Here is a 24,657-nt window from a genome sequence, read left to right as displayed (position 1 = left end):
GCCGATTGAGAAAAGGCGCCGGCAGCCCCAGATCCTGTCAGGACCGATGGGGCCGATGGCGGCGCGCTTAGGCGGAAGAATTCATGTTCGACATCGGGTGGAGTGAACTGGTCGTCATCGCGGTCGTCGCGCTGATCGCCATCGGCCCGAAAGAGCTGCCGGGCGTGCTGCGCATGGTCGGGCAATGGATGGGCAAGGCCCGCAAGATGGCCTCCGAATTCCAGGGCCAGTTCCAGGAAGCCATGCGCGAGGCCGAAATGGCCGATCTCAAGAAGAGTTTTGACGAGGTCAGGGAAGCCGCAACCGGCATCACCAGCGGCAACATCATGACCTCGCTGCAGAAGGATGTCAGCGACGCGTTGCAGATCGACAAGCCGGTCGATGCGCAGGTTGCGTCTGCAATCGACGCGCCGGTGACCTCAAGCGACGCACCGGTCACTCCGACAACGCCGGTGGAGCCGACACCGGAAACCTTCGCCGCGGCCGAGACGCACGCTGCCGTCGGCGAGCCGCTCGCGATCACCAGCGAGGTGAAGCCCGAGCCGGCACCTGCGCAGGACGAGACGCCGGCACAGCCTGACGTGCTCAAGGACGCGAGGGCGTCATGAGCGCCGAAGATATCGAGGCCAGCAAGGCCCCCTTGATGGATCATTTGATCGAGCTGCGCTCGCGGCTGATCAAGGCGCTGCTCGGCTTCGGCGTGGCCTTCATCATCTGCTTCTTCTTCGCCAAGCAGATATTCAATGTCCTGGTCTGGCCCTTCATCTGGGTGGCAGGGCCGGAAAATTCCAAATTCATCTATACCGCGCTGCTCGAATATTTTCTGACGCAGCTCAAGCTCGCATTGTTCGGCGCCGGCTTCATCTCGTTTCCGATCGTTGCGACGCAGATCTACAAGTTCGTGGCGCCCGGCCTTTACAAGCATGAGCGCAACGCGTTCCTGCCTTATCTGATTGCGACGCCGGTGTTCTTCGTGCTCGGCGCGATGATGGTCTATTTCGTGGTCTTCCCGATGCTGACCCGCTTTTCGCTCGGCATGCAGCAGTCGGCCGGCACGGAGACGGCACAGATCCAGTTGCTGCCCAAGGTCGGCGAGTATCTCTCGCTGATGATGTCGCTGATCTTTGCCTTCGGCATCGCGTTCCAGCTGCCGGTGATCCTGACGCTGCTCGGCCGTATCGGCATCGTCACCTCGAAGATGCTGAAAGAGAAGCGGCGCTACTTCATCGTGATCGCTTTCATCATCGCCGCCGTGCTGACGCCGCCCGATGTGCTGAGTCAGGCCTCGCTCGCGATCCCGCTGCTCCTGCTCTATGAGGGGGCCATCATCGCGGTCGGGATCGTGGAGAAGAAGGCCACGACCTCGAACGCGCCGTCGGCCACCAATCCGGCCGAGTAGGGTGATTTCGTCACATATCCGGGCGTCATATCCCGCGAAAGCGGGGTATCCAGTACGTCGCGGCTTTCTCGGCGACGCACTGACGTCTCTGGAATACTGGATCGCCCGCCTTCGCGGGCGATGACACTTGTGCTAGTTGAGGCACGCCGCAAAACGTTGACATGCAACGTTATCTTGAAGAGCGACGTTAGGACTCCCCGCCATGCACGACATCAAAGCGATCCGCGACAACCCGACAGCCTTCGACGCCGGCCTGAAACGCCGCGGACTTGGGGCTCTGTCGCCGTCGCTGCTGGCGATCGACGAGAAGCGGCGTGCGGCGATCCTGGCGTCCGAGCAGGCCCAGGCGCGGCGCAATGCAGCCTCGAAGGAGATCGGCGATGCCAAGAAGGCGAAGGACGAGGCGCGCGCGGCCAAGCTGATGGCCGAAGTCGCCGAGCTCAAGACCACGATGCCAGAGCTCGAGGCTGCGGCGAAGTCATTTGACGACGAGCTGACGAAGGAGCTGTCGTCAATTCCGAACTTGCCGCTCGATGAGGTGCCCGACGGCACCGACGAGCATGGCAACGTCCAGCACCATGTGTTCGGCAAGAAGCGTGACTACGGCTTTGCGCCGAAGCTGCACGACGATCTCGGCACCGCGCTCGGCTATATGGATTTCGAAGCGGCGGCGAAACTGTCCGGCGCGCGCTTCGTCGTGCTGAAGAAGGGGCTGGCACGGCTCGAGCGTGCGATCGGGCAGTTCATGCTCGATTTGCACACCGGCGAGCATGGCTATACCGAGATCAATCCGCCGCTGCTGGTGCGCGACGCCGTGATGTTCGGCACCGGCCAGTTGCCGAAATTCGAGGACGACCAGTTCTGGGCGATCAAGGGCGAATTGCTCTCGACACCGAATGCCGATCTGCGCAGCGAGCGCCTCGGCCTGATCCCGACCGCGGAAGTCTCGCTGACCAACCTCGCGCGCGAATCCATCCTCGACGAAAAAGAGCTGCCGATGCGGCTCACCGCGCTGACGCCGTGCTTCCGCGCCGAAGCAGGAGCTGCGGGACGCGATACGCGCGGCATGATCCGCCAGCACCAGTTCACGAAGGTCGAGCTGGTGTCGATCACGACACCCGAAGCCAGCAAGGACGAGCTCGAGCGCATGCTGTCCTGCGCCGAGCAGGTTCTGCAGAAGCTCGACCTGCATTATCGCGTGATGACGCTGTGCGCCGGCGACATGGGCTTCTCGGCGCAGAAGACCTACGACATCGAGGTGTGGATGCCGGGGCAGGGCGATGGCGGTGCCTATCGCGAGATTTCGAGCTGCTCGGTGTGCGGTGATTTCCAGGCGCGTCGCATGGACGCGCGCTATCGCGGCCCCGACGGCAAACCGCGCTTCGTGCATACGCTGAACGGCTCCGGCACCGCGGTCGGGCGCGCCCTGATCGCTGTGATGGAGACCTACCAGCAGCAGGACGGCTCGATCGCGGTGCCCGATGTGCTGCAGCCCTATATGGGCGGGCTCAAGGTCATCGAGCACGGCATGTGAGGCGAGGGCCAGTGCGATGCCGCTCCACCGGGACATCCACTGGCTTGGTCGACAATGGGCCGTCACGGGCCACGGTCTGCAGCTGATCAATCAGAAGCAGATGGGCTATTACGACATCGAGGCCGCGCGCCTGTGGCAAGCCCGCGTCACCGAGGTGCAAACGAAGGCCTGGATCGACAGGCCCGATTTCGACAAGGCGCTGGAGATCGCGCGCGGCAAGTTCGGCCACCTGGCGCCGGCCGATCTGCCCCCGCCCGCAGCCGTCGCGCCGCCGCCGCCTCCGGTCCGGGCTAGGCCGCCGGTCGCGCCGCGGGCTCCGCTTGACGCGGAATCGGTGCCCTCGATCGAGGAGCTGCTGGCGAGGCTGAAATCGAAATCGGTTGCGGTCGCGCCCGTCGCAAAGCCGGCCGAAGAGGCGCCCGCGCCGCCGCCCAAACCTGAACTGCCCAAACTCGAAACGCCGAAGCTTGAGCCTCGCAAGGTTGAACCCGTCAGATACGGGCTCCCCAAATCGGAGCTTCCGAAGGCTCCGAGCCCCGAGCTTGTTCAGGCGACTTCGGTCACTCCCGAGCTGCTCAAGCCGGAGTCTCGGAAGGTCGAAGCCCCGAGCGCTGAAGCTGCCAAGCCTGGGCCGCTCACGCCAGAGCCTCTGACGTCTGCACCTGGCAAGATCGAACCCACCGGGGCCGAGCTCCTCAAATCGGAGCTTCCTAAACCTTCCAAGCCGGAGCTTCGCCTGACTGCACCGGTCGCCGCCGAACCGCCCAAATCTGAAGCTCGGAGGGTTGAACCGCCCAAGATTGGACCTGCCATAGCTGAAGTTGCGAAGACTGAGCCCCTCAAGTCCGAGGCCCTCACGTCCGAAGTGCGACAGGCCGCGCCGGTCAAGAAACTCGAAGCGCCCGTGCTGTCGCCGGTAGTTACGGTTATTCGGCGGCCAGCCCGACCGGCCTGGCCGGTGTTCGACCGCAAGATCGCCGGCAGTGGCAGGTTTGTGCATCCCTGGCGCGTGACGTCGGCGCGATGGCACGGGCCTTCGTCGGGTTTGCCTCCGCGGCCCTAGCCGGTTAAGACGGCAATCAACTCAAGAAACCGCAACTCAAGAAACCCGCGTCGAATCGGAACAAGAGGCACTTTGACGGATGCGAATTCTCTGCACCAATGATGATGGCATCCACGCCCCCGGCCTACAGGTCGTCGAGCAGATCGCACGCTCGTTGTCCGATGACGTCTGGATCGTCGCCCCCGAGCTCGACCAGTCCGGCGTCTCGCATTCGCTGTCGCTCAACGATCCGCTGCGTCTGCGCGAAGTCAGCCCGCGTCACTTCGCGGTGCGCGGCACGCCGACCGATTGCGTCATCATGGGCGCGCGCCACATCCTCGGAGACAAGCTGCCCGATCTCGTGCTGAGCGGCGTCAACAAGGGCCGCAACGTCGCCGAGGACGTGGTCTATTCCGGCACCATCGCTGGCGCGCTGGAAGGCACCATCCTGGGCTTTCCGTCCTTTGCACTGTCGCAGGAGTTCTCGATCGAGACGCGCAACGCGCCGCTGTGGGAGACCGCGCTGAAATTCGGACCCGACATCATCCGCAAGGTGATCGGCGCAGGCGTTCCCCGCAACACCGTCATCAATGTCAACTTCCCGTCCTGCATGCCCGATGACGTCAAGGGCATCCGGATCACGCGACAGGGCAAGCGCAATCAGGGTTTCCTGAAGATCGATCGCCGTCACGACGGACGCGGCAATCCGTATTTCTGGATCGGCTTCGAGCGCGCGGCGATGATGGATGCGCCGGCCGAAGGCACCGATCTCGCCGCACTTGCCGCGCGCTACGTCTCGGTGACGCCGCTGCGGCTCGACCGCACCGATGAGGCGTTTTCGGAAGCGCTGACCGCGACGTTGAAGTGAGAGCAGGGAATTTGTAGCCCGGATGCAGCGCAGCGAAGTCCGGGGAATCTCTAACGCATAGAGAGCGGTCCTGGATTTCGCTTCGCTGCATCCGGGCTACGAATGCGGGTGAGGCTTAAACCGGCGCGCTCCGCATCGCGCTGGAGATCACCTGTGCCAGCGTTTCCAGCTGGAAGGGCTTTTGCAGTGCCGGACGATCGCGATACTCCGGGGGCAGGCCGGACGAGCCATAGCCGGTCGCGAAGATGAAGGGGCGGTTGCGGGCGTTGATCAGCTCGGCGACCGGGGTGATCACCTTGCCATTGACGTTGACGTCCAGGATCGCGAGGTCGAATTCGGTCGATTGCGCAAGCTTGACCGCTTCGCCGATCTCGCCGGCTTCGGCCGCGACGCTATGGCCGAGCTCTTCCAGCATATCGGCGACCATCATCCGGATCATGACCTCGTCCTCCACGAGGAAAACTGAACAGCCCGCCGGCCGTGTCGCTGTCATGATGGAATCCTTGCCCGTCCCTGAAATAGGCTCGCAAATAACACTACAAGGCGCAATGCAAACGTTTGGGAATTAGTCGGTTTCCAGCGCGCGACGCTGTTTCGCCGGGGCGCTCTGACTGACTTGTTGCGCAGGATTCGTCCAGGCTCCGACGGGTTCTAAACCGTACAACCAGAACTCCCCGCGCCTGGGCGTTAACCGCGCATCACTGGCAATTATATGGGAAGCTGCCGGTGTTGGCGCCAGCACGAAATCGGACTGCTGGTTCCTGGCCGGGAACAAAAGGTAACGGGAAATTTTTCCTTAACGCGGTATTTCGGATTTCAATGGCATCAAGCTTAAGGAAGATTCCGCGCTGCTGCCCAGAGACGCTGATGAACATGGCCGTGAAGCCCGATCCGACCGAGAAGATGATGTTTCAGCTCACCCTGCGGCGGCGAGGGGTCAGCGATCAGGCGGTGCTGCGCACCATGGAGGAGGTGCCGCGCGAGGTGTTCGTCGATCCCCGCGATCGCAACGAGGCCTACCGCGACAGCGCGCTTGGAATCGCCTGCGGGCAGACCATCAGCCAGCCTTTTGTCGTGGCCTACATGACCGAGCAGCTGCAGCTGCAGAAGGACCACCGCGTGCTCGAGATCGGCACCGGCTCGGGCTACCAGGCCGCCGTCCTGTCCCGGCTGTGCAAGCAGGTTCTGACCATCGAGCGCTACCGGACGCTGGCCGACGGCGCCCGCAAGCGCCTCGAAAAGCTGGGCTATTACAACATCGAGGTGCTGCTCGGCGACGGCTTCGACGTCCCGGCGGGGGCCGGCGATTTCGACCGCATCATCGTCACCGCGGCGATGGAGCAGATCCCGGAGAAGCTGCTGGAGCGGCTCGAGCCGGGCGGCATCCTGATCGCCCCGGTCGGGCCGCATCAGGGGACCCAGACCTTGGTCCGCGTGGTGCGGACGGAGAGCGGCTTCGACCGCAAGGAATTGGTCGATGTCCGCTTTGTGCCGGCGCTGCCGGGAATCGCGCGCGAACTGTGAACTCGGCGATTTGCTGCTTGGCACCAACGCCTTATTCGCAGGGTTAAGCGGTTATTTACTCGCGACGTGTTTACTCAAAACAGTCTTTTGTTGCGTACGAGTGAGTAACCATGTCCGGGGTTGTTGAGTTGCTTCGCTCGCGTCGCGTACCGCAGGTTGCGGTGCTGACGCTGATGTCCATGGCTTTTGCCGGTTGCAGCGCCGATATGTCGTCGCGCTTCTCGCAAAACTCCTACTCGCAAAATCCGTTTGCGTTTGATCCGCAGCCGACCGGCACCGTGCAGGCGCCGCCGCCGCGCGAGCTGCCGCAATACGCGCGGCCACGAACGCAACCGCAATATTCACAGTATCAGTCACAGCCGTTGCCGCCGCCGGTTGCAGCGCCGCAGTCCTACCCGGTCGCCAACGCTGGCGTCTCCGGAGGCGGGCGCGGGCTTTCGTCCTACACGCCGCCTGCGCAGCCGCAGATCGAAGCCACCGGCACCGTTCCGCATTCGGTCGCCGCAGCGCATGCCGGACATAGCGGCACCACCATCATTGTCGGCACCAGCGATACGCTCGAAGTGCTGGCGCGCCGCTACAACGTCTCGACCGCCGAGATCCTGCGCGCCAATGGCGACAAGGGACCCCGCGCGCTGTCGCCCGGTCAGCAGCTGGTCATTCCGCGCCCGATGGCCGCCGCAGCAGCGCCGGCGATGGCAGCACCTGCCACGCGGCCCGTTGCCGTCGCAGTCGCGCCTGCCGTCGCAGTCGCGCCTGCCGGTGTCCACTATGTCAATCGCGGCGACACGCTGCACAGCATCGCGCGCCAGCACCACATTCCCGTGGCTGAGCTTGCCCGCGCCAACAATCTCGATCAGTCGGCCCGGCTCAGCCTCGGCATGAAGCTGGTGGTGCCTGGCGCCAAGACCGCGATGGCGGCGCCTGCGCCGGTTGCGCAAGGCGTTGCTGCCGCACCCGTTGCGGTTGCCCCGGCACCGGCCATGGCGGCTCCGAAGGTCGTCGCCACGGCGCTGCCGCAGCAGAGCGCGCGGCTGGTTCAGCCGACCGCGACTGTCGAACAGCCGGTCGCCGCCGCGGAAGCGCCGGTTGCCACCAAGTCGAGCGAAGCCACTGGCGCGTTGCCGACGTTCCGCTGGCCAGTGCGCGGCAAGGTCATCACCGCCTACGGCTCGAAGACCAACGGCAAGGTCAACGACGGCATCAACGTCGCGGTGCCCGAAGGCACGCCTGTCAAGGCGGCCGAAGACGGCGTCGTCGCCTATTCGGGCAATGAGCTGAAGGGCTACGGCAATCTCGTGCTGGTTCGGCATTCCAACGGCTATGTCACCGCCTACGCCCACGCGAGCGAAATCCTGGTGAAGCGCGGCGACACCATCAAGCGCGGCCAGGTGATCGCCAAGTCGGGGCAGTCGGGTGAGGCCGGCTCGCCGCAGCTCCACTTCGAAATTCGCAAGGGATCGTCTCCGGTCGATCCGCTCCAGTTCCTCAACGGCGCGTAAGTTACGCGCCGGGACTTCCAAGTCTCACAACAAAGACAACGGGGGAGGCATAAGCCTCCCCCGTTTTGTTTTGCGCTAGAGCATTTCGGTTCTGATTGCATCAGAACCGAAGCTCTAGCTTCTTATTTTGACGTGTTTTCTTCGCTCGAACCGGTGCCCACTTCGCTCGAAAACGCTTTTAGAAGTCGAACGTCATGCCGGTCGTGACCGCCGAGGCCTTGTTGCCGGCGACCACGTTGTTGTTGGCATCGCGTCCGCAGATGGCGTAGCCGTGGCCGCTTGCGCCGAGGCAGTAGTGCGCGCCGGGGCCGTTCCGCAGGTAGCTGCCGACGAGGTACCAGGTCGCGAACGGGCTGAAGTGATACTTGACGCCAGCCGCATACTGATCGGCGCTGCTGTCGACCGAGTTGAGCGCAAAGTCGGCCGATCCCGGTGCCGGAGTGACGGTGTAGTTGTTGAATACCCCGGTCCCCGGCGAGCCCGGCGATGCATTGGCATGAGCCCATGACGCGCTGACGTCCCAGGCGCCGACGCTCTGCGTGGCGCTGAGGAAGTAGCCGTCGCGCGACCGCTCGTTGAAGGCGGCCACGGTGTTCTCGCGCCGCATCACCTCGTAGATGCCGTAGAGCTGCAGCTTGCCGATGCCGTCGTCGAGGCGATACCCGGCGCCGATCTTTGCGGCCCATTCGTTGGCAACGCCGACGGCTCCCGGCGGAACGATCAACACGCCGCCAGTGCTCAATGGCGTGACGGCCTCGTCACCGGTGCGGTTGGTACCCTCATGCAGTTCGTAGGCGGCGACCGCCGTGAACGGTCCCTGATTGTAGGTCAGCGATGCGCTGTACAGGTTGCCGTACGATCCGTCGGTACAGCCTTCAGGAGCCGACGTCAGCGGGAAGCCGCTGCCGCTGCCACGCGAGGACGTGGCGGGGCAGTTGAAGTCGCCGAGCGCGAAATCGCTGTTGTCCTTTGCCGTGTTCTGTCCGGGCGAGACCATCAGCGTGGTCTGGAAGCCGTTCCAGATCGGCGATTCGTACCAGAGCGCATGCCCTGCGCGCCAATCGAACTCCGCCCGCAGGTCGCCGCCGGTATTGCCCATGATCGAGTTGTAGTCGCCGAGCGTCGCCGAGAACGGATCGAACTTCGCGGTCGCCTTCTTGTACGGTGTGTCGGACTTGCCGGCCTTGATGCTACCCCATGGCGATTCCATTCCGATGTAGCTGTCGCGCGTACCGAACGCAGCGCGCTCGGTCGGCACCGCCGCGACCTCGACAAGGGATTCGAACTGGGCCACCGCGGCCCATCCGGCAAAGCCGTAGGGCTCGAGATTGTGCCGCGCGCGAACGCCGAAATAAGTGAGGTTGCTCGCAATGCCGAACTTGGTGCCCTGATCGAACACGCCGGCGTTGAAGACATCGCCGGACAAATCCACGTGGCCGTAGAGCGTGACGGTGGTGTTGTCGACGAACGCGTTGCCACCCGGCGCCTTGCTGTAGAGCGGCGCGCCTCCGATGCTGACGACGGCGTGCTCCGGAGCCGGGGCCGGGGAGGGGGCGACGCCGGCATGCTGCACCGGGTTGCCCTTTGGCGTTGAGGCTGCCGCAGGGGGCGCGGCGCTGCGGCTTGAGATGTGATTCACGCGATCCCGGAGCTGTGCATTCTCCTTCGCGAGCTTCGCATTGTTGCGTTCGAGCGCATCCAGACGCGCCATCACGTCGTCGAGCGTTGCTGCCTGCACCGGCTGTTGTGTGAGCGCCAGGCCGATCGCCGCGAGTGCGGTTCCGGCGAGAAGTCCCTTCTTCATCCAATCCCCCCTTTGTCAGATCACCTCAGCGGTGTGCTGAGGGTCACAAAGTGGAGGAACGTTAATGTATACCACACACCAGATACATGGATGCGGGGACGGCAAGGGAGATAAACACGCGATGTGACTTAAATGGTACTATGATACTATTGCACTGCATCAATTTGTCGCATCTTGGATTCTGGAATAAAATTTGACTTACATACATGTGGTTGAATGCCTGATCAGAAATTCAATCGTCAAAATGAGACAGTACTATTGACGTAAATTATTGCATTGCAAAAATTGAGGTCCGTTTTGGAATAATGGATGCCAAATTCTGCGCGCTTCGAGGCGAACTCCCGCTTGGCGCGAGGCCTAGACCGGCTGCCAGGGGTCTCGCCCGTCTGCGAGACGTTCGACCATGTCGCTCAGGAATTGCGGCGGTCCAAACGCGTGCCAGTCCCCATCCGATTGCAGCAGCAGGGGACGGCGCGCGTCGCGGCTGAAGGCTTCCAGCCACGCGCGCGCCTTGGCTTTCGGATGAGCGCCGATGGCAACCGCAACGTCGACTGGAATGGTGCGCCAGACAAAGCTTGCCGGAAGAAAGATGACATCGGATCTATCCGGTCGCATCCAGTCGGGCAGCGGGCTTGTCGGCGTAAGCCAGCCGCAGACGAAATTCCGGCAGGGATCGACCGGACGCTCGTCGTAGATCGTGCATTTGCCCGCGCTGCTGAACGGGCACGGCTGCCCCGGATGGACGTCGTGGCCACGAATCCGGATTTTCAGCCAGCCATCGCAGCAAGCGGTGCACTCGCCACATCGTCTCGCTGTCGTGCTGGGTTCGGCCGGCATGCGTCGAGTGTACCCATGCCGCACCGAATTCAGAAGGCCTCCCACTTGCCGGAGGTCCGGCTCGCGCTATGCCCCGCTCAGCCGCACGCCGAGCCGGCCAGCGAGTTCCTGCGTGTACTGCCAGGCGACGCGGCCGGAGCGCGAGCCGCGGGTGGTCGACCATTCGAGCGCCTCGCGCTCGAGCTCGTTCTCGGCGATCTTGATGCCGTAATGGTCGCAATAGCCCTTCACCATCGCAAGGTACTCGTCCTGGCTGCAGCGGTGGAAGCCGAGCCAGAGACCAAAGCGATCCGACAGTGACACTTTCTCTTCGACCGCTTCGCCCGGATTGATTGCGGTCGAGCGCTCGTTCTCGATCATCTCGCGCGCCAGGAGATGGCGCCGGTTCGAGGTCGCATAGAGGATGACGTTCTCGGGTCGTCCCTCGATACCGCCTTCCAGCACCGCCTTGAGCGATTTGTAGGAGGCGTCGTTGCCGTCGAAGGAGAGGTCGTCGCAGAACACGATGAAGCGGAAGGAAGAGCTGCGCAGAAGCTCCATCAGGCCGGGCAGGCTCTCGATGTCCTCGCGGTGGATCTCGATCAGCTTGAGCCGGTCGGCCGGCTTACGATCGACATTGAGGCTGGCATGCGTCGCCTTGACCAGCGACGACTTGCCCATGCCGCGGGCGCCCCACAGCAGCGCGTTGTTGGCGGGCAGCCCGTTGGCGAAGCGTTCGGTATTCTCCATCAGGATATCGCGCATCCGGTCGACGCCCTTGAGCAGGCCGATCTCGACCCGGCTGACGCGCGGCACCGGGGCGAGGCGCCCGTCCGGATGCCAGACAAAGGCGTCGGCGGCGCCGAACGACTCGGCCGGATCGGAGGCCGGGGAGGCGGCCGCAAGGCGGCTCGCAATGGTCTCCAGGGCATTTGCGATCCGCTCGGCGGTGGCGCCGTCGAGCGGCATTACCGGGCGTTTTGTCGCGGCGTTTGCGGTACGCTTGGCGGCAACTTGAGGGGCGGTTTTGCGGGCTGTTTTACTGGTAGTTTTCTTGGCTTTTTTCGGCATTTGTCCAGTTCCTGACGGCGCAGCCTTATCGGGCTGGCGGCGGTCCCGCAAGCGCCCTAAATGAAGGTCCGGTAACGTTGCAATTGGGACCGCGGCCGCTATAGTCCGCGCGAATTTGTCCGGACCGCCATACCGCCCCGAACCCGAGGGCGCTGCCGGTCCTTTCCCGTCTTATCCGAGGATCGTCTGAATGCTGATTACTCCTGCGTTTGCTCAGGCTGGAGCTGGCACTGATACCAACAGCATGTTGATGTCGCTGCTGCCATTCGCGCTGATCTTCGTCATCATGTACTTCCTGATTCTGCGCCCGCAGCAGCGGAAGGTGCGCGATCATGCGGATCTCGTGAAGAACATCCGCCGCGGCGACACCGTGGTGACCTCGGGCGGCCTCGTCGGCAAGGTGACCAAGGTGGTCGACGACGACCAGATTGAGTTCGAGATTTCGGACGGGGTTCGTGTGCGCCAGATGCGCCAGATGATTTCGGGCGTGCGGACCAAGGGTGAGCCGGCAAAGGGCGACGCCAAGGACGAGGCGTCCGCGAGCTGATCGCCGCGGAGCCTTTTGCCGAATCTGACAGGTCAATTCGATGTTGTATTTCACGCGGTGGCGAGCGCTGGCGATTATCCTGACAGCGCTGGTGGTCTGCCTGTGCGCCGTGCCCAATTTCTTCCCCGAGGCGCAGGTCAAGACCTGGCCGGCCTGGGCGCAGCGGCGCCTCGTCCTCGGCCTCGATTTGCAGGGCGGCTCGTATCTGCTGCTCGAGGTCGACGCCAACTATGTGAAGAAGGAGAAGCTCGAGCAGGTTCGCGACGACACAAGAAAGGCGCTGCGTGACGCCCGGATCGGCTTTACCGGAGGCGTCACGATCCGCAACGATGCCGTCGAGGCCCGGATCGCGAAGGAGACCGATGTTCCGGCGGCGTTGGCGAAACTTCGCGAGATCGCGCAGCCGATCGGCGGCTTGCTCGGCTCCGGCGGCCAGCGCGATGTCGATGTGACGGACGCGGGGGGCGGCTTGATCCGCCTGAGCGTGTCGCAGCCCGCGATGATCGAGCGGATGCGCAAGACCATCGAGCAGTCGATCCAGATCGTCGAGCGCCGTGTCAACGAGCTCGGCACCGTTGAGCCCTTGATCCAGCGTCAGGGTACCGACCGCATCCTGGTGCAGGTGCCCGGCCTGCAGGACCCGACCCATCTGAAGGAGCTGCTCGGCAAGACCGCGAAGATGGAATTCCGCATGGTCGACACCACGGCGTCGCCCGATCAGGCCACGGTGCCGGCTGACTCGGAGCGGCTCGTGAGCGCGTCGCCGCCACCGGTTCCGTACATTGTGAAGAAGCAGGTCCTGGTTTCCGGAAGCGAACTCTCCGATGCCCAACCCGGCTTTGACCAGCGTACCGGCGAGGCGATCGTCAGCTTCAAGTTCAATACCTCGGGCGCGCGCAAATTCGCTCAGGCGACCGCCGATAATGTCGGCCAGCCGTTTGCGATCGTGCTCGACAACAAGGTGATCTCGGCACCCGTGATTCGCGAACCGATCACCGGCGGACAGGGCCAGATCTCCGGCAGCTTCACCGTGCAGTCGGCCAACGATCTGGCGATCCTCATGCGCGCCGGCGCGCTGCCGGCGCCGCTGACGGTGGTCGAGGAGCGCACTGTCGGTCCCGGCCTCGGCCAGGACTCGATCGAAAAGGGCGAGCTTGCGGCCTATGTCGGCTCGATCCTGGTCATCGTGTTCATGTTGATCACGTACCGGCTGTTCGGGGTGTTCGCCAACATCGCGGTGGCCATCAACGTCGCCATGATCTTCGGGCTACTGTCGCTGCTCAACGCCACGCTGACCTTGCCCGGCATCGCCGGCATCGTGCTGACGGTCGGCATCGCAGTCGACTCCAACGTGCTGATCTACGAGCGCATCCGCGAGGAATTGCGCGGCGGCCGCAACGCTATCTCGGCGATCGACGCCGGCTTCAAGAGGGCGCTGGCGACCATCCTCGATTCCAACATCACCACCTTCATCGCCGCCGCCGTGCTGTTCTACATCGGCACCGGACCGGTTCGCGGCTTTGCCGTGACGCTCGGCATCGGCATCATCACCACGGTGTTCACCGCCTTTACCCTGACGCGCCTGATCGTCGCGGCATGGGTGCGGTGGAAGCGGCCGCAAACCGTGCCGATCTGAGAGGCCTATTGTGACTCATACCGTTCTCATTGGCCTTGGCATCCTGATTGCCGTGCTGACCGTGGTCGCGGCGCTCGGGCTGATGCCGTCGCTGCGCATCGTGCCCGACGACACGCATTTCGACTTCACGCGCTTTCGCCGCATCAGCTTTCCGGTCTCGGCGCTGCTCTCGATCGTTGCGATCACGCTGTTCTTCACCCACGGCCTGAATTTCGGCATCGACTTCAAGGGCGGTACACTGCTGGAGGTACGGGCCAAGTCCGGCACCGCCGACATTGCCGCGATGCGCACGACCCTGAACGGCCTTGGCCTCGGCGAGGTGCAGTTGCAGCAGTTCGGAGGTCCGGCTGAAGTCCTGATCCGCGTCGCGGAGCAGCCCGGCGGCGACCAGGCCCAGCAAGATGCGGTGACGAAGGTTCGCGGCGCGCTCGGCGATTCCGTCGACTACCGCCGCGTCGAAGTGGTGGGACCGCGCGTCTCCGGCGAATTGCTCGCCTACGGCATGCTCGGCCTGATGCTCGCGATCGTCGGCATCCTGATCTATCTCTGGTTCCGGTTCGAGTGGCAGTTCGCGCTCGGCGCCATGATCGCCAACGTCCACGACATCGTGCTGACGATCGGCTTCATGTCGATCACCCAGGTCGATTTCGATCTCACCAGCATCGCGGCGCTGCTGACGATTCTCGGCTATTCGCTCAACGATACCGTCGTCATCTATGACCGTATCCGCGAGATGCTGCGGCGCTACAAGAAGATGCCGATGCCGCAGCTGCTGAACGAATCGATCAACTCGACACTGTCGCGCTCGATCATCACCCACGTCACCGTGACCCTGGCGCTGCTCGCGCTGCTGCTGTTCGGCGGCCAGGCAATTCACAGCTTCACCGCCGTGATGATGTTCGGCGTGGTGCTGGTCGGCACCTACACCTCGATCTTCATTGCGGCACCGATCCTGATCTATCTCGGCGTCGGCACCACGAGGCGCGACGCCGCCGACGATGAATCGGAGAAGAAGCCGAACGCGGCAGCCAAGAAGTAGCCGGTCATGAGCAATTCCTCGGACGCTCCCCATCTTCCGAGGTCGGCGCCGATCGAGGCCTACGGTAAGGGCGGCTTCGCGTTTGCCGATATGTCGCACCGCGGCTCGCTGTTGTGCCTGCCCGACTCGATCTGGGCCTGGTCGGTGACCCGGCCGCAGGAGATCGACGAATACGCGCTGCAAAAGGTATTCGCGGCCGCCAATGCGATCGACACGCTGATCGTCGGCACCGGCACCGAGGTCTGGGTGCCGCCAAGGGGCCTGCGCGAGGCCCTGCGCGCGGTGCGGGTGGTGCTCGACCCGATGCAGACGGGCCCTGCGATCCGCACCTACAACATCATGCTGGGCGAGCGGCGTCGCGTCGCGGCGGCGCTGATCGCGGTGCCATGAGCGCGACGGGGGCGCCGAAGGACGGCGCGGCGTTCTGCGCCGATCTGGTGCGGAGCCATGACTTCGTGCGCTACGCGTCGACCTTGTTCATGCCGGGTCCGGAGCGCCGGGCGCTGCTCGCGATCTACGCCTTCAACATCGAGGTCTCGCGCGTGCACGAGCAGGTCAGCCAGCCGCTGCCCGGCGAGATGCGGCTGCAATGGTGGACCGACATGCTGGCCGGGGTGGGACACGGCGGCGTCGAGGGCAATCCGGTCGCAGCCGAGCTGCTGTATGCCATCCGCAATCACCGCCTGCCGGTTTCGCCATTCTCGCAGCTGGTCGAGGAGCATCAGTTCGATCTCTACAACGACCCGATGCCATCGCTGGCCGCGCTCGAGGGCTACCTCGACGCCACGGCATCGGCGCTGTTCGCGCAAGCCACACGCGTGGTGGCGCGGCCATCGGAGGCGATCGATCACCTGGCCCGTCATGCGGGCCTCGCCCAGGGCATGGCGCAGGTCATCGCGGCGCTGGGCCGCGACGCGTCGCGGCAGCAACTTCTTCTGCCACTGCAGCTGCTGCAGCGGCACGGCAGCAGCAAGGAGGAGGTGTTTGCCGGCAAGCCGACGCCGAACATCCGCGCTGCGATCGATCAGCTGGCGGACGAGGCGCAGGGCCATCTCAAGACCGCATTCGGGCTGCTTGCGGATGTGCCGTCCGGCGTGAGGCCGATCTTCCTGCCGCTCGCTCACATCAGGCGCGAACTGAACCGGGTAAGGCGGGCCGACTACGATCCGTTCCTGCCGAAGCCGGTGTCACGCCTGCGCACGCTCTGGACGTTGTGGCGAGCTGCGCGCACGGAAGAGTTCGGTCGCTAGCCCTATTCTTTCGAGATGTGCTTGGTGAAGATGCGGATCGTCGCGCCTTTGACGAACGGTCCGCTGTCAAAGATGTCGGATGCGATCCGCTCGACTGCGTCGCGCAGTGCAACGAACTGAGCTTGGCGAGCGATGCTCGCCGTTCCACGCGTGCCGGCCAATTCGTCCATTGCAGCGTCGCTGATCTGGCATTCAACTTCCTGGTCGCCGTGCATCATGGTGAATCCGAACGCCATCCGCTCGGCATCATATCCCCCGATACGGCCACGGGTCAGTGGCATAAGCTAGTCCCTTGAGCGCGATACCCCCTCGTAAGATTGGCGCGTCGCGCTGCGTTTGTCGAGAGCTGCGCGCTTGGAAGTGCGCAGCGTCGACGCGTAGATCGCGCTCAAGCAAGAACCCAACGCGCGACGTCGTTCAAATCCGTTCTCATCGCGCCTGGCCCGCCGGTCGATCCATCTCGGCAACTTCAAAATTGAAGCGGTCGCGCAGATTCTTCCGTTGCTCGAGGATGTCCCTGAGGAACTCGCGATCGGCGTCGCTGCGCATCATCGGCTCGATCAGGTCGATCTGGTTCATGGCGACGAGTTGCAGGATTTCGGTGCGCGGCTTGCCGGCCGCATCGCGCGGCAATGCGTGCACGATCTGGATGTGTTCGGGCGGCTTGACGCCTTTGGCTGTGGCAAGCTCGTTGCGCAGCGTCTTTTCCAGCGCGGACTGGTCGGCCTCGACAAAGGCGTAGAGGCCGACTCCGACGCGCCGGTCGGCAAAGGCGACGATCGCGGTGTCGCGTACGTCCGGATTCCTGCGGATCAGATCGACCAGCACCGGTGCGTCGTTGACCAGCCGCCGACCGCCGCCCTCGCGGTCGGTGAAATTGAAGATGCCGCGCGTGATCGCCTGATAGACCTTCTTGCCGGTCTTGAGCCAGACGCTGGCGACCGCGGACTTCTTCGCGAGCACCTTGCGCTCCTTCGGCGTCAGTGCCTCCGGCGCGTAGCTGCGCTTGTGCTTCAACAGATGCCGCAGATCCTCATAGGCTGCGATGCGGAACAGCCGGCTCCGGGTCTTGAAGCAGGCCGCAAGCTGGAAGTCGGTGAGGTAGGCGCGGCCGTCGCGGCCGACCAGCCAGTTCTGCTCCTTGGCGAGGTCGTTATGGCAGATGCCGGCGCGATGCAGCTTGCGCAACGCGGCCTTGGCGGAGCGGAAATAGGCGACGTCGCCATGCGGCTTCGCCAGATGCAGTGCCGCGCCGTCGATGAAGCCGCGCACCAGCGCGCGCCTGCCTGCCCACAGCAACTTCGGGCCGACGTCGAGATCGCGCGCCAGGGTCAGCGCGCGGCGTTCGCGCGAGAACAGATGCAGCGCCACGGCGAACGACCAGACGGGCACCTGATCGAGCCGGCGCAGCACGCCGTCGACCTCGCCGTCATCGCCGCGGAAACGGCCGCGCTCGACGGTCGAGAACACGTCGCGCTTGAGCAGCACGCCCTGGCTCCATCGCGCCGACAGGGTGGCGTCGTCGTCTTTCGGCAAGCTCATGACGATCAGGCCGCTGCCGCAACGCGCAGGTGTTCTGCGATCCAGTGGTCGAGGTCGGTGAGTGCCCGCGCGCTGATCGCCTGCTTCTTGGCGACCGTCTTCTCGTTGCCGCGCAGCCGCGAGCCGTCCGGCTTCTTGGTCGGAGCGCTGGCCAGCGGCGGGAACAGACCGAAATTGATGTTCATCGGCTGGAACGAACGCGTCCCGGCGTCGATCGTCTCGATATGGCCACCGGTGATATGGCCGAGCAGCGCGCCGAGCGCGGTGGTGGCGGGCGGTGGCGTCAGCGCGGTGCCGCGCATGTCGGCGGCGGCGCAGAGGCCGGCAATCAGGCCGACGCTGGCCGATTCGACGTAACCCTCGCAGCCCGTCATCTGGCCGGCGAAACGCAGCCGCGGCTGCGCGCGCAGGCGCAACTGGCTATCGAGCAGCTTCGGCGAATTCAGGAAGGTGTTGCGATGCAGGCCGCCGAGGCGGGCGAACTCCGCATTCTCGAGGCCCGGGATGGTGCGGAACACGCGCTGCTGCGCGCCGTGCTTCAGCTTGGTCTGGAAACCGACGATGTTGTAGAGCGTGCCGAGCTTGTTGTCCTGCCGCAGCTGGACGATCGCATAGGCCTTGACGGTCGGATTGTGCGGATTGGTCAACCCGACCGGCTTCATCGGCCCGTGGCGCAGCGTCTCGTGGCCGCGTTCGGCCATCACCTCGACCGGCAGGCAGCCGTCGAAATAGGGCGTGTTGGTCTCCCAGTCCTTGAAGTCGACCTTCTCGCCGTCGAGCAGCGCCGCGACGAAGGCGTCATATTGCTCCTTGGTCATCGGGCAGTTGATGTAATCGGCGCCGGTGCCGCCAGGACCGACCTTGTCGTAGCGCGACTGAAACCAGGCCACCGACATGTCGATGGAATCCTTGTGCACGATCGGCGCGATCGCATCGAAGAAGGCCAGCGCATTCTCGTCGGTGAGCTGCCTGATGGCGTCGGCGAGCGGCGCCGAGGTGAGGGGACCGGTAGCAACGATCACGTTGCTCCAGTCGGCCGGCGGCAGGCCCGCGACTTCCTCGCGGCTGATCTCGATCAGCGGATGTTCGTTCAGGGCTTTGGTGACGGCGGCGGAGAAGCCATCGCGGTCGACCGCGAGCGCGCCGCCGGCGGGCACCTGGTTGGCATCGGCGGAGCGCATGATGAGCGAGCCCAGCCGCCGCATCTCGGCGTGCAGCAGCCCGACCGCGTTGTTGGCGGCATCGTCGGAGCGGAAGGAATTCGAGCAGACCAGTTCGGCGCAGCCCTCGGTCCGATGCGCCTCGGTCATCCGGTGCGGACGCATTTCATGCAGGACGGCACGGACGCCGGAATTGGCAACCTGCCAGGCGGCTTCCGAGCCGGCGAGCCCCGCGCCCACGATGTGCACGGGTTGGGAAGAGGATTGATGCGGTGTCATCGCGCAGCGTTAGCGCGTTTCGAGATCATATGCATCTGAAACTGCAGCAGAGCGTTTTCAAGCGAAGTGGGTACCGGTTCGCGTGAAGAAAACGCGTCAAACCTAGGACCAGAGCCCATCCCGTTCCGATGCCGTCGGAACGGGATGGGCTCTGAAAACGAGAACGCCCGCTGTGGAAGCGGGCGTTATCCGTTCATCAGATGGCTTGCGGCCGATTAGCCGTTGTAGGTACCGGCGGCAACGCGCGGAATGTCCGAGCGGTCGAGGCCGATATCGGCCAGTTCGCGATCGCTGAGCTGGGACAGTTCGCTGACATTGCGCTGATAATCCCGGAAAGCCTGGATCATGCGGATGAGCGAGAGCAACATGGTAGTCTCCTAGTAATTCAGATTCAGCTTTTCAAAAGCCTCATCGTTGAAGTGAATATAGATGATATGGTGCGGCGCGGTAGTTCCAATGGTGCGATGCAGCTAAGCACAAAACGCATGGCGGCGGTAAGTTTCGATTAACCGTTTCGCGCTCGCCGAGCAGGTCCGTAAACGAAAATTCCGTCGACACGCCGAATATTGCCAAAATATTTCTGAAATCAATTGGTTGTCGGAATTTTGGTAAGCCGGATCGAGCTGGATATATGGTAATTAAAGACCGTCCAATCAAGTTTTTCCAACCCTCGCTCACCGGATCACGTCGATGTGTTCCATGCGTGATTCGCATGCGACAAGATGGCATTGAAATGATTATTAATTCATCTTTTGTTGCAGGCGCCCTCTGAACGGCGGAGCGTCAATCAGTCGCATTGACGCGAGAGGTAGTTCGGTCCTCACGCGTCGTGCGGATTTCCCTCGCGTCCGTGGTGCTGCGCGGAATGTGCTGAGGATTACCGGAAGTGCATTTCGATTGAAGTGAACGCTGCAGCAAAGCTAATGCGGCGCCGCTTCCTTACCGACATGTAATCGAAACACTATGCAACGCATGCGCGATCCGCGTGCAGCGCCGATCACATTCGTATCGCGCGAAGTTCATTCTGAACGGCGCTGGGAACAGCGAATAATTGCGCTGCAGATTCCGCAATCACGCAGGGATCTGTCCAAGAACAAGAGATGGATCATCCCATGATTAAAACATTCATCGCCGCAGCCAGCATGGCTGCCGTCGCTTACGCTGTCGCTGCTCCCGCGCAGGCCGCTCATCCTCATCATATGGGCGTCGGCTGCAGCGGTGCCAATTTCGGCAAGACTGAAGCTGCCGTCGAAGCTATGGCCGACAATGAGGTCAAATTCGCGGCGGAGAAGGAAGTCTCGCTCGCGCAGGACGCAATGCTGAACAACAAGTGGGGCGCATGCGGCGCGCACCTCAGCAAGGCCGCCGAAGAGAGCATGGCGAAGTAAGCTTTTGATCATGGCATAAGGGCCGATTGCCTGGGGCAATCGGCCCTTTTTGATTCAGCCCGAGCAGGAGCAGCGCTGATCGAAGCAGAGCCGACGTGCGGGCTTCTCGCCGCTACGCAACTCCACCGCGCTACGGAGCCTTCGCGAGTTGAGTGGCGAAGTAGCCGATCGTCTTGGCGTACACCTCGCTCTTGTTCCATTGCTGGATGACCGCGAAGTTTTCGCTGCCGGGCTCCCAGCCTTTGCCCTTCTTCCAGCCGTAGCTCTTCAGGAAGTTCGCCGTCGACGCCAGCACGTCAGGCACGTTGTGCAAGAGGTCGCGTTTGCCGTTGCCGTCGAAATCGACCGCGAACTTGATGTAGGACGACGGCATGAATTGGGTCTGGCCGATCTCGCCGGCCCAGGCGCCGCGCATCTCCTGCGGCGCGAGATCGCCACGCTCGACGATGCGCAACGCATCCATCAACTCGGCCTTGAACATGTCGGAGCGGCGGCAATCATAGGCCAGCGTCGCCAGCGAGCGCATGGTCGGAAATTTGCCGGTGTTGACGCCGAAATCGGTCTCCAGCCCCCAGATCGCGACCAGGATTTCACCGGGCACGCCGTATGTCTCCTCGATTCGCGACAGCACCGAGCCGTAGCGCTTCATCATGTCGGAGCCACGATTGAGCCGCGGCGGCACCATGCGACCCGAGAACTGCTCGAAGGTCTGGCTGAACACCTGCTGCGAATGGTCGCGCGCCAGGATAGCCTTGTCCTGTGTGACGCCATTCAACCCGGCCTGGATTGCGTTCTGCGAAATGCCCTTCGTCACGGCCTCCTTCTTGAAGTCGTCGAGCCAGGACTCGAACGTGCCCGTGCCGCATTGGGCGGCGAGCGCAGACGCGGTCGAGGTCAAGAGCCACGCCCCGACGGCGAGCGTGTGAAAGGAAAAGCGCGAGGTCATAGGCAATTGCACTCCGGAGTCTGCGATGTCATCGATTGGTCGCGAAACCCGGCGGGTATGTTCGCGGCAACAGCGGCCAAAACAAGGCTCGTGATCGAGCCGTTTATCTCAGGCAACGCTGCAAATGCCACGCCAACTTCACACCCATTTGACGATCCGGAAACGACAAACCGCCGGCCGAATATAATCGGCCGGCGGTTGCTTTGGGGTTTACGAGTTCGGGGTGACTGGCGCTTATCCGCGATCGCTACGCCGCCACGGAAACAGGTTAGCCGGGAAGTCGGCGGCGGGCTTGCGTTCGCGCGGCTCGGGGATCACCGGCCGTGCGTCCGGATCCTTGACGATGACCTCGCGATAGAGGTGCCAGGTGGCGTGACCGAGCAGGGGGATCACGACGGCAAGCCCGAGGAAGAACGGGATCGTGCCGAGCACCAGCAACACCGCGACGATCAGACCCCAGGCCGCCATCGGCACCGGGTTTTGTGCGACGGCGCGCATCGACGTCACCATGGCTTCGCCGGCGGTCGCCTGGCGGTCGAGCATCATCGGGAAGGCGACCACGCTGATGCAAAGCGCGACGAGCGCGAACAGAAAGCCGACGCTGCAGCCGACCACGATCAACCACCAGCCTTGCGGGGTGGTCAGCACGCGCTCGGCAAAATCGGGAATGTCGGCCGCGACCTGATAGCCGAACACTGCGGTGTAGATCGCCTGAGCGGTCGCGATCCAGGTCACGAACAGTGCGAACAGCAACGTTCCGACCCCGAGCATCGCGCCGAATGACGGCGAGCGGAATACCTGCATGGCGTCCCATGCGGATGCCTCACCACCGTCCTCGCGGCGGCGGCTCATCTCGTAGAGACCGATCGCGGCGAACGGGCCGAGCAGGGCAAAGCCCGCGGCCAGCGGAAACAGCAGGGGCAGCACTGAATAACCGTGCACGGTGCGCGCAAGCACGATGCCGAGCACGGGATAGATCAGACACAGGATGATGGCGTGACTTGGTACTGCCTTGAAGTCTTCCCAGCCGAGACGCAGCGCTTGATGCAAATCGGACAGGCCGATGGTGCGGATAACCGGCGCAGATGCGGCGCCTTGTCCGCTCTGCGTCATCGATGTGACATTGCCTTGGTATGGACTGGCCATGGTCGTTGTCTCCCTCTGGGCGGGCGCATTCTGCGCCCGGCGCGCGGGCACAAACGTACCGCCTCTCGAAGCGATCACGAGCAAGCCAGACGCGAAAGACAAAGCAGGGAACTGGCCGTGTCGCGAACTGTTTAGTGAGGGTACTCCCAAACCGCGCCAAAAGCACTCACGCTTGAGTGAATGTCGCATTGGCAAGGTATTGAGGGGGCGATACACTTGAACTGCGACCTCGGTCAGCCGGCGCATTGCCGTGTGGCCTTCACATCTCAACTCTCTTGGGAGCGAACGATGAGCATTTTCGGAAAAATCATGGGCGCGATTTTCGGCAGCAGCGCCAGCGCCGCGCCCGCCGGCGGAACGGCCACGAGCGCAGCTCCCGCCGGTGGATCCGGTAGCGCATCGCCGTCTCCTGCCGCGGTGCCCGCCGGCGCAGCGCCGGCGCAGTCCGTTGACGTCGCCCCGATCCTCGACAAGGCCGTCGCCGCAAAGGGCGAGAATCTCGAGTGGCGGACCTCAATCGTCGACCTGATGAAGGCGCTCGACATCGACTCCAGCCTGTCGGCGCGCAAGGAGCTCGCCAAGGAGCTTGGCTACACCGGCGACACCAACGATTCCGCCAGCATGAACATCTGGCTGCACAAGCAGGTGATGACGAAGCTCGCGGCCAATGGCGGCAAGCTGCCCCCGGATATCAAGCACTGACGGGACCACCATCCCGCACACCGCCAGGGCCCGCGCCAGCGCGGGCCCTTTTTCATGGATCGGCGAGCATCTATAGATCGGCGGACAAGAAGGAGAACGCCCGTGAAAACTCCCATGAAGACTCCGACGACTGATCTCGATCGCCGCACGATGCTTGCGACCGGCGCCCTCGCACTGGCCGGCGCCGCTGCGCAATCTGCGCCGGCCCACGCCGAGGCCGCGCCGAAGGCGATGTTTCCGGTCCCGGCCGTGACGATCCCGATCGTCGGCGCCACCGAGGTGTTTCAGGTCCGCCGCATCTACTGCATCGGCCGCAACTACGCCGCGCATGCGATCGAGCGCGGCTCCGATCCGACGCGCGAGCCGCCGTTCTTCTTCCAGAAGCCGACCGATGCGATCCAGAATGTCGCGATCGGCACGGTCGCCGATCATTCCTATCCGTCGCTGACCAAGAACTATCACCATGAGGTCGAGCTGGTTGCCGCGTTGAAGTCCGGCGGCGCCAACATCCCCGCCGACAAGGCGCTCGATCACGTCTATGGCTACGCGCTCGGCCTCGACATGACGCGGCGCGATTTGCAGAACGGGATGGCCGCGGAGAAGAAGCCGTGGGAGATCGGCAAGAGCTTCGACCACGCCGCGGTACTCGGGCCGATCCATCCGGCGGATAAGACCGGCCATTTCACGCAAGGCGCGATCTCGCTCGCGGTCAACGGCACGGTGCGGCAGAGCTCGGATCTGAAAAACATGATCTGGAGCGTCGCCGAGCAGATCGCAAAGCTCTCCGAGGCCTTCGAGCTGAAAGCCGGCGACATCATCTATTCCGGCACGCCGGAGAACGTCGGCCCGGTCGTCAAGGGCGACGTGCTGCTCTGCAAGCTTGAGGGCCTGCCCGACATGTCGATCAAGATCGTTTGACGCCGGGCAGGGCGCTATCCGGCAAGGTCCGCAAATTCCGGATGCTTGTCGAGGTAGTCCACCACGAAGCCGCAGCCGGCGATCACCTTGTGGCCGTCGGCGCGGATCAGCTCCAGCGCCCCCTTGACCAGCTCCGACGCGATGCCACGGCCGCGGAGGGCGCGGGGTGTCTCGGTATGGGTGATGATGACGGCCGAGGGCGTCTGCCGGTAATTCGCAAAGGCTGTGCCGCCCTCGGTGTCGAGTTCGAAACGCCTTTCGGCCTTGTTGTCGCGGACGGCAGCCATCGCAAGATCCCGGTTGATTCACAGACCTTGATCTAAGCCCGTGAACTCACCGGTGCAAAGCCGGGACCAACCCGCAAATTGGCATTTGTGGATTGACGAGATGCGCATTTTGGCCGGCCTGACCGCCGCATTGCTCGGCGCCGCGCTGACGCTGCCAAATCCTCAGCAAGCCGCCGCCGGCGATGATGCCGCATCGCACATACGCCGATCGGGCCTTGCGGGCCGATGCAATTCGATTAGGCTTGGTCCAGACATAC

General features: G+C 63.6%; 26 protein-coding genes. 15 read left to right on the top strand and 11 right to left on the bottom strand.

The window, feature by feature from the left end; translation table 11 throughout:
* Positions 1 to 83: 83 nt before the first annotated feature.
* The 5 genes from tatB to surE all read left to right on the top strand — a co-directional run bounded on the left by tatB (position 84) and on the right by surE (position 4,843).
* Entirely contained in the window at positions 84 to 608 is a 525-nt protein-coding gene (tatB, locus tag Q0030_RS04090; protein ID WP_298363346.1) for a Sec-independent protein translocase protein TatB, read from the top strand.
* Positions 605 to 1,399, top strand: a complete 795-nt coding sequence (gene tatC / locus Q0030_RS04085; protein WP_298363342.1) for a twin-arginine translocase subunit TatC — start codon at positions 605 to 607, stop codon at positions 1,397 to 1,399. Before tatB ends, tatC begins: the two co-directional genes overlap by 4 nt.
* Before the next feature lie 202 nt (positions 1,400 to 1,601).
* The gene (gene serS / locus Q0030_RS04080) at positions 1,602 to 2,933 is read left to right on the top strand and encodes a serine--tRNA ligase (protein ID WP_298363341.1); all 1,332 of its coding nucleotides are present in this window, start codon (positions 1,602 to 1,604) and stop codon (positions 2,931 to 2,933) included.
* 16 nt (positions 2,934 to 2,949) lie between these two features.
* Positions 2,950 to 3,996 (top strand): hypothetical protein, encoded by a 1,047-nt coding sequence (locus Q0030_RS04075; protein WP_298363337.1) that lies wholly within the window; start codon positions 2,950 to 2,952, stop codon positions 3,994 to 3,996.
* 79 nt (positions 3,997 to 4,075) lie between these two features.
* Positions 4,076 to 4,843: a 5'/3'-nucleotidase SurE gene (surE, locus tag Q0030_RS04070; protein WP_092113995.1), complete on the top strand. Its 768-nt coding sequence runs from the start codon at positions 4,076 to 4,078 to the stop codon at positions 4,841 to 4,843.
* A 115-nt stretch (positions 4,844 to 4,958) separates the two neighbouring features.
* Here surE and Q0030_RS04065 read toward each other — a convergent pair whose 3' ends face one another.
* Positions 4,959 to 5,336, bottom strand: a complete 378-nt coding sequence (locus Q0030_RS04065; protein WP_083991871.1) for a response regulator — start codon at positions 5,334 to 5,336, stop codon at positions 4,959 to 4,961.
* Positions 5,337 to 5,710: 374 nt separating this feature from the next.
* Between Q0030_RS04065 and Q0030_RS04060 the strand changes: the two genes are divergently transcribed.
* Both Q0030_RS04060 and Q0030_RS04055 read left to right on the top strand, forming a co-directional pair.
* Positions 5,711 to 6,367: a protein-L-isoaspartate(D-aspartate) O-methyltransferase gene (locus tag Q0030_RS04060; RefSeq protein WP_298363332.1), complete on the top strand. Its 657-nt coding sequence runs from the start codon at positions 5,711 to 5,713 to the stop codon at positions 6,365 to 6,367.
* 110 nt (positions 6,368 to 6,477) lie between these two features.
* Positions 6,478 to 7,869: a LysM peptidoglycan-binding domain-containing M23 family metallopeptidase gene (locus tag Q0030_RS04055; RefSeq protein ID WP_298363330.1), complete on the top strand. Its 1,392-nt coding sequence runs from the start codon at positions 6,478 to 6,480 to the stop codon at positions 7,867 to 7,869.
* Positions 7,870 to 8,047: 178 nt separating this feature from the next.
* Here the strand turns inward: Q0030_RS04055 and Q0030_RS04050 are convergent, their stop codons facing one another.
* The 3 genes from Q0030_RS04050 to Q0030_RS04040 form a co-directional block, all read right to left on the bottom strand.
* Positions 8,048 to 9,673 carry a porin gene (locus Q0030_RS04050; RefSeq protein WP_298363329.1) on the bottom strand — a complete coding sequence of 542 codons (1,626 nt, stop codon included), beginning with the start codon at positions 9,671 to 9,673 and terminating at the stop codon, positions 8,048 to 8,050.
* Between the two features lie 357 nt (positions 9,674 to 10,030).
* Positions 10,031 to 10,510, bottom strand: a complete 480-nt coding sequence (locus Q0030_RS04045) for a hypothetical protein (RefSeq protein WP_298363328.1) — start codon at positions 10,508 to 10,510, stop codon at positions 10,031 to 10,033.
* 66 nt (positions 10,511 to 10,576) lie between these two features.
* Positions 10,577 to 11,458 (bottom strand): ATP-binding protein, encoded by an 882-nt coding sequence (locus tag Q0030_RS04040; RefSeq protein ID WP_298363326.1) that lies wholly within the window; start codon positions 11,456 to 11,458, stop codon positions 10,577 to 10,579.
* A 292-nt stretch (positions 11,459 to 11,750) separates the two neighbouring features.
* Between Q0030_RS04040 and yajC the strand changes: the two genes are divergently transcribed.
* The 5 genes from yajC to Q0030_RS04015 are packed head-to-tail and all read left to right on the top strand — an operon-like array spanning position 11,751 to position 16,032.
* Complete coding sequence (gene yajC, locus Q0030_RS04035; protein ID WP_050400518.1) at positions 11,751 to 12,107, top strand: preprotein translocase subunit YajC; 357 nt, start codon at positions 11,751 to 11,753, stop codon at positions 12,105 to 12,107.
* 40 nt (positions 12,108 to 12,147) lie between these two features.
* Complete coding sequence (gene secD / locus Q0030_RS04030) at positions 12,148 to 13,743, top strand: protein translocase subunit SecD (protein WP_298363325.1); 1,596 nt, start codon at positions 12,148 to 12,150, stop codon at positions 13,741 to 13,743.
* Positions 13,744 to 13,753: 10 nt separating this feature from the next.
* Positions 13,754 to 14,782, top strand: a complete 1,029-nt coding sequence (gene secF, locus Q0030_RS04025) for a protein translocase subunit SecF (protein WP_298363324.1) — start codon at positions 13,754 to 13,756, stop codon at positions 14,780 to 14,782.
* Positions 14,783 to 14,788: 6 nt separating this feature from the next.
* Positions 14,789 to 15,172: an MTH938/NDUFAF3 family protein gene (locus Q0030_RS04020; RefSeq protein WP_298363323.1), complete on the top strand. Its 384-nt coding sequence runs from the start codon at positions 14,789 to 14,791 to the stop codon at positions 15,170 to 15,172.
* On the top strand, positions 15,169 to 16,032 hold the full coding sequence (locus Q0030_RS04015; protein ID WP_298363322.1) for a phytoene/squalene synthase family protein: 864 nt from the start codon (positions 15,169 to 15,171) through the stop codon (positions 16,030 to 16,032). Before Q0030_RS04020 ends, Q0030_RS04015 begins: the two co-directional genes overlap by 4 nt.
* A gap of 2 nt (positions 16,033 to 16,034) precedes the next feature.
* On the opposite strand, the gene Q0030_RS04010 is transcribed toward Q0030_RS04015, so the two are convergent.
* From Q0030_RS04010 to Q0030_RS03995, 4 genes are all read right to left on the bottom strand, one after another.
* Positions 16,035 to 16,313 carry a DUF1488 family protein gene (locus Q0030_RS04010; protein ID WP_298363321.1) on the bottom strand — a complete coding sequence of 93 codons (279 nt, stop codon included), beginning with the start codon at positions 16,311 to 16,313 and terminating at the stop codon, positions 16,035 to 16,037.
* 148 nt (positions 16,314 to 16,461) lie between these two features.
* A complete protein-coding gene (locus tag Q0030_RS04005) occupies positions 16,462 to 17,574 on the bottom strand; it encodes a serine/threonine protein kinase (protein WP_298363320.1) in 1,113 nt (370 codons plus the stop codon).
* A gap of 5 nt (positions 17,575 to 17,579) precedes the next feature.
* Positions 17,580 to 19,013 carry a methylenetetrahydrofolate--tRNA-(uracil(54)-C(5))-methyltransferase (FADH(2)-oxidizing) TrmFO gene (trmFO, locus tag Q0030_RS04000; RefSeq protein ID WP_298363318.1) on the bottom strand — a complete coding sequence of 478 codons (1,434 nt, stop codon included), beginning with the start codon at positions 19,011 to 19,013 and terminating at the stop codon, positions 17,580 to 17,582.
* 215 nt (positions 19,014 to 19,228) lie between these two features.
* Entirely contained in the window at positions 19,229 to 19,381 is a 153-nt protein-coding gene (locus Q0030_RS03995; protein WP_016846063.1) for a DUF1127 domain-containing protein, read from the bottom strand.
* Positions 19,382 to 20,113: 732 nt separating this feature from the next.
* Here Q0030_RS03995 and Q0030_RS03990 point away from each other — a divergent pair.
* Positions 20,114 to 20,401 carry a hypothetical protein gene (locus tag Q0030_RS03990; protein ID WP_298363316.1) on the top strand — a complete coding sequence of 96 codons (288 nt, stop codon included), beginning with the start codon at positions 20,114 to 20,116 and terminating at the stop codon, positions 20,399 to 20,401.
* Positions 20,402 to 20,531: 130 nt separating this feature from the next.
* Here Q0030_RS03990 and Q0030_RS03985 read toward each other — a convergent pair whose 3' ends face one another.
* Both Q0030_RS03985 and Q0030_RS03980 read right to left on the bottom strand, forming a co-directional pair.
* The gene (locus tag Q0030_RS03985; RefSeq protein WP_298363315.1) at positions 20,532 to 21,347 is read right to left on the bottom strand and encodes a lytic murein transglycosylase; all 816 of its coding nucleotides are present in this window, start codon (positions 21,345 to 21,347) and stop codon (positions 20,532 to 20,534) included.
* Between the two features lie 234 nt (positions 21,348 to 21,581).
* A complete protein-coding gene (locus Q0030_RS03980) occupies positions 21,582 to 22,493 on the bottom strand; it encodes a DUF2189 domain-containing protein (RefSeq protein WP_298363314.1) in 912 nt (303 codons plus the stop codon).
* Between the two features lie 288 nt (positions 22,494 to 22,781).
* On the opposite strand from Q0030_RS03980, the gene Q0030_RS03975 reads away from it, so the two are divergent.
* Positions 22,782 to 23,195, top strand: a complete 414-nt coding sequence (locus tag Q0030_RS03975) for a DUF3597 domain-containing protein (RefSeq protein ID WP_298363313.1) — start codon at positions 22,782 to 22,784, stop codon at positions 23,193 to 23,195.
* 114 nt (positions 23,196 to 23,309) lie between these two features.
* The gene (locus Q0030_RS03970; RefSeq protein WP_298363311.1) at positions 23,310 to 24,113 is read left to right on the top strand and encodes a fumarylacetoacetate hydrolase family protein; all 804 of its coding nucleotides are present in this window, start codon (positions 23,310 to 23,312) and stop codon (positions 24,111 to 24,113) included.
* Between the two features lie 14 nt (positions 24,114 to 24,127).
* On the opposite strand, the gene Q0030_RS03965 is transcribed toward Q0030_RS03970, so the two are convergent.
* On the bottom strand, positions 24,128 to 24,400 hold the full coding sequence (locus Q0030_RS03965) for a GNAT family N-acetyltransferase (RefSeq protein ID WP_298363310.1): 273 nt from the start codon (positions 24,398 to 24,400) through the stop codon (positions 24,128 to 24,130).
* Between the last annotated feature and the right edge of the window lie 257 nt (positions 24,401 to 24,657).

The organism is uncultured Bradyrhizobium sp. (assembly GCF_947648125.1).
Taxonomy (GTDB): domain Bacteria; phylum Pseudomonadota; class Alphaproteobacteria; order Rhizobiales; family Xanthobacteraceae; genus Bradyrhizobium.
This window is presented reverse-complemented; position numbering and strand designations above follow the sequence as displayed.

What these genes read in the sequence shown, in the direction of transcription:
- tatB (WP_298363346.1), top strand. Translation starts at nt 84, where the DNA reads ATGTTCGACATCGGGTGGAGTGAACTGGTCGTCATCGCGGTCGTCGCG.
- tatC (WP_298363342.1), top strand. Translation starts at nt 605, where the DNA reads ATGAGCGCCGAAGATATCGAGGCCAGCAAGGCCCCCTTGATGGATCAT.
- serS (WP_298363341.1), top strand. Translation starts at nt 1,602, where the DNA reads ATGCACGACATCAAAGCGATCCGCGACAACCCGACAGCCTTCGACGCC.
- Q0030_RS04075 (WP_298363337.1), top strand. Translation starts at nt 2,950, where the DNA reads ATGCCGCTCCACCGGGACATCCACTGGCTTGGTCGACAATGGGCCGTC.
- surE (WP_092113995.1), top strand. Translation starts at nt 4,076, where the DNA reads ATGCGAATTCTCTGCACCAATGATGATGGCATCCACGCCCCCGGCCTA.
- Q0030_RS04065 (WP_083991871.1), bottom strand. Translation starts at nt 5,336, where the DNA reads ATGACAGCGACACGGCCGGCGGGCTGTTCAGTTTTCCTCGTGGAGGAC.
- Q0030_RS04060 (WP_298363332.1), top strand. Translation starts at nt 5,711, where the DNA reads ATGAACATGGCCGTGAAGCCCGATCCGACCGAGAAGATGATGTTTCAG.
- Q0030_RS04055 (WP_298363330.1), top strand. Translation starts at nt 6,478, where the DNA reads ATGTCCGGGGTTGTTGAGTTGCTTCGCTCGCGTCGCGTACCGCAGGTT.
- Q0030_RS04050 (WP_298363329.1), bottom strand. Translation starts at nt 9,673, where the DNA reads ATGAAGAAGGGACTTCTCGCCGGAACCGCACTCGCGGCGATCGGCCTG.
- Q0030_RS04045 (WP_298363328.1), bottom strand. Translation starts at nt 10,510, where the DNA reads ATGCCGGCCGAACCCAGCACGACAGCGAGACGATGTGGCGAGTGCACC.
- Q0030_RS04040 (WP_298363326.1), bottom strand. Translation starts at nt 11,458, where the DNA reads ATGCCGCTCGACGGCGCCACCGCCGAGCGGATCGCAAATGCCCTGGAG.
- yajC (WP_050400518.1), top strand. Translation starts at nt 11,751, where the DNA reads ATGCTGATTACTCCTGCGTTTGCTCAGGCTGGAGCTGGCACTGATACC.
- secD (WP_298363325.1), top strand. Translation starts at nt 12,148, where the DNA reads ATGTTGTATTTCACGCGGTGGCGAGCGCTGGCGATTATCCTGACAGCG.
- Q0030_RS04020 (WP_298363323.1), top strand. Translation starts at nt 14,789, where the DNA reads ATGAGCAATTCCTCGGACGCTCCCCATCTTCCGAGGTCGGCGCCGATC.
- Q0030_RS04015 (WP_298363322.1), top strand. Translation starts at nt 15,169, where the DNA reads ATGAGCGCGACGGGGGCGCCGAAGGACGGCGCGGCGTTCTGCGCCGAT.
- Q0030_RS04010 (WP_298363321.1), bottom strand. Translation starts at nt 16,313, where the DNA reads ATGCCACTGACCCGTGGCCGTATCGGGGGATATGATGCCGAGCGGATG.
- Q0030_RS04005 (WP_298363320.1), bottom strand. Translation starts at nt 17,574, where the DNA reads ATGAGCTTGCCGAAAGACGACGACGCCACCCTGTCGGCGCGATGGAGC.
- trmFO (WP_298363318.1), bottom strand. Translation starts at nt 19,013, where the DNA reads ATGACACCGCATCAATCCTCTTCCCAACCCGTGCACATCGTGGGCGCG.
- Q0030_RS03995 (WP_016846063.1), bottom strand. Translation starts at nt 19,381, where the DNA reads ATGTTGCTCTCGCTCATCCGCATGATCCAGGCTTTCCGGGATTATCAG.
- Q0030_RS03990 (WP_298363316.1), top strand. Translation starts at nt 20,114, where the DNA reads ATGGATCATCCCATGATTAAAACATTCATCGCCGCAGCCAGCATGGCT.
- Q0030_RS03985 (WP_298363315.1), bottom strand. Translation starts at nt 21,347, where the DNA reads ATGACCTCGCGCTTTTCCTTTCACACGCTCGCCGTCGGGGCGTGGCTC.
- Q0030_RS03980 (WP_298363314.1), bottom strand. Translation starts at nt 22,493, where the DNA reads ATGGCCAGTCCATACCAAGGCAATGTCACATCGATGACGCAGAGCGGA.
- Q0030_RS03975 (WP_298363313.1), top strand. Translation starts at nt 22,782, where the DNA reads ATGAGCATTTTCGGAAAAATCATGGGCGCGATTTTCGGCAGCAGCGCC.
- Q0030_RS03970 (WP_298363311.1), top strand. Translation starts at nt 23,310, where the DNA reads ATGAAGACTCCGACGACTGATCTCGATCGCCGCACGATGCTTGCGACC.
- Q0030_RS03965 (WP_298363310.1), bottom strand. Translation starts at nt 24,400, where the DNA reads ATGGCTGCCGTCCGCGACAACAAGGCCGAAAGGCGTTTCGAACTCGAC.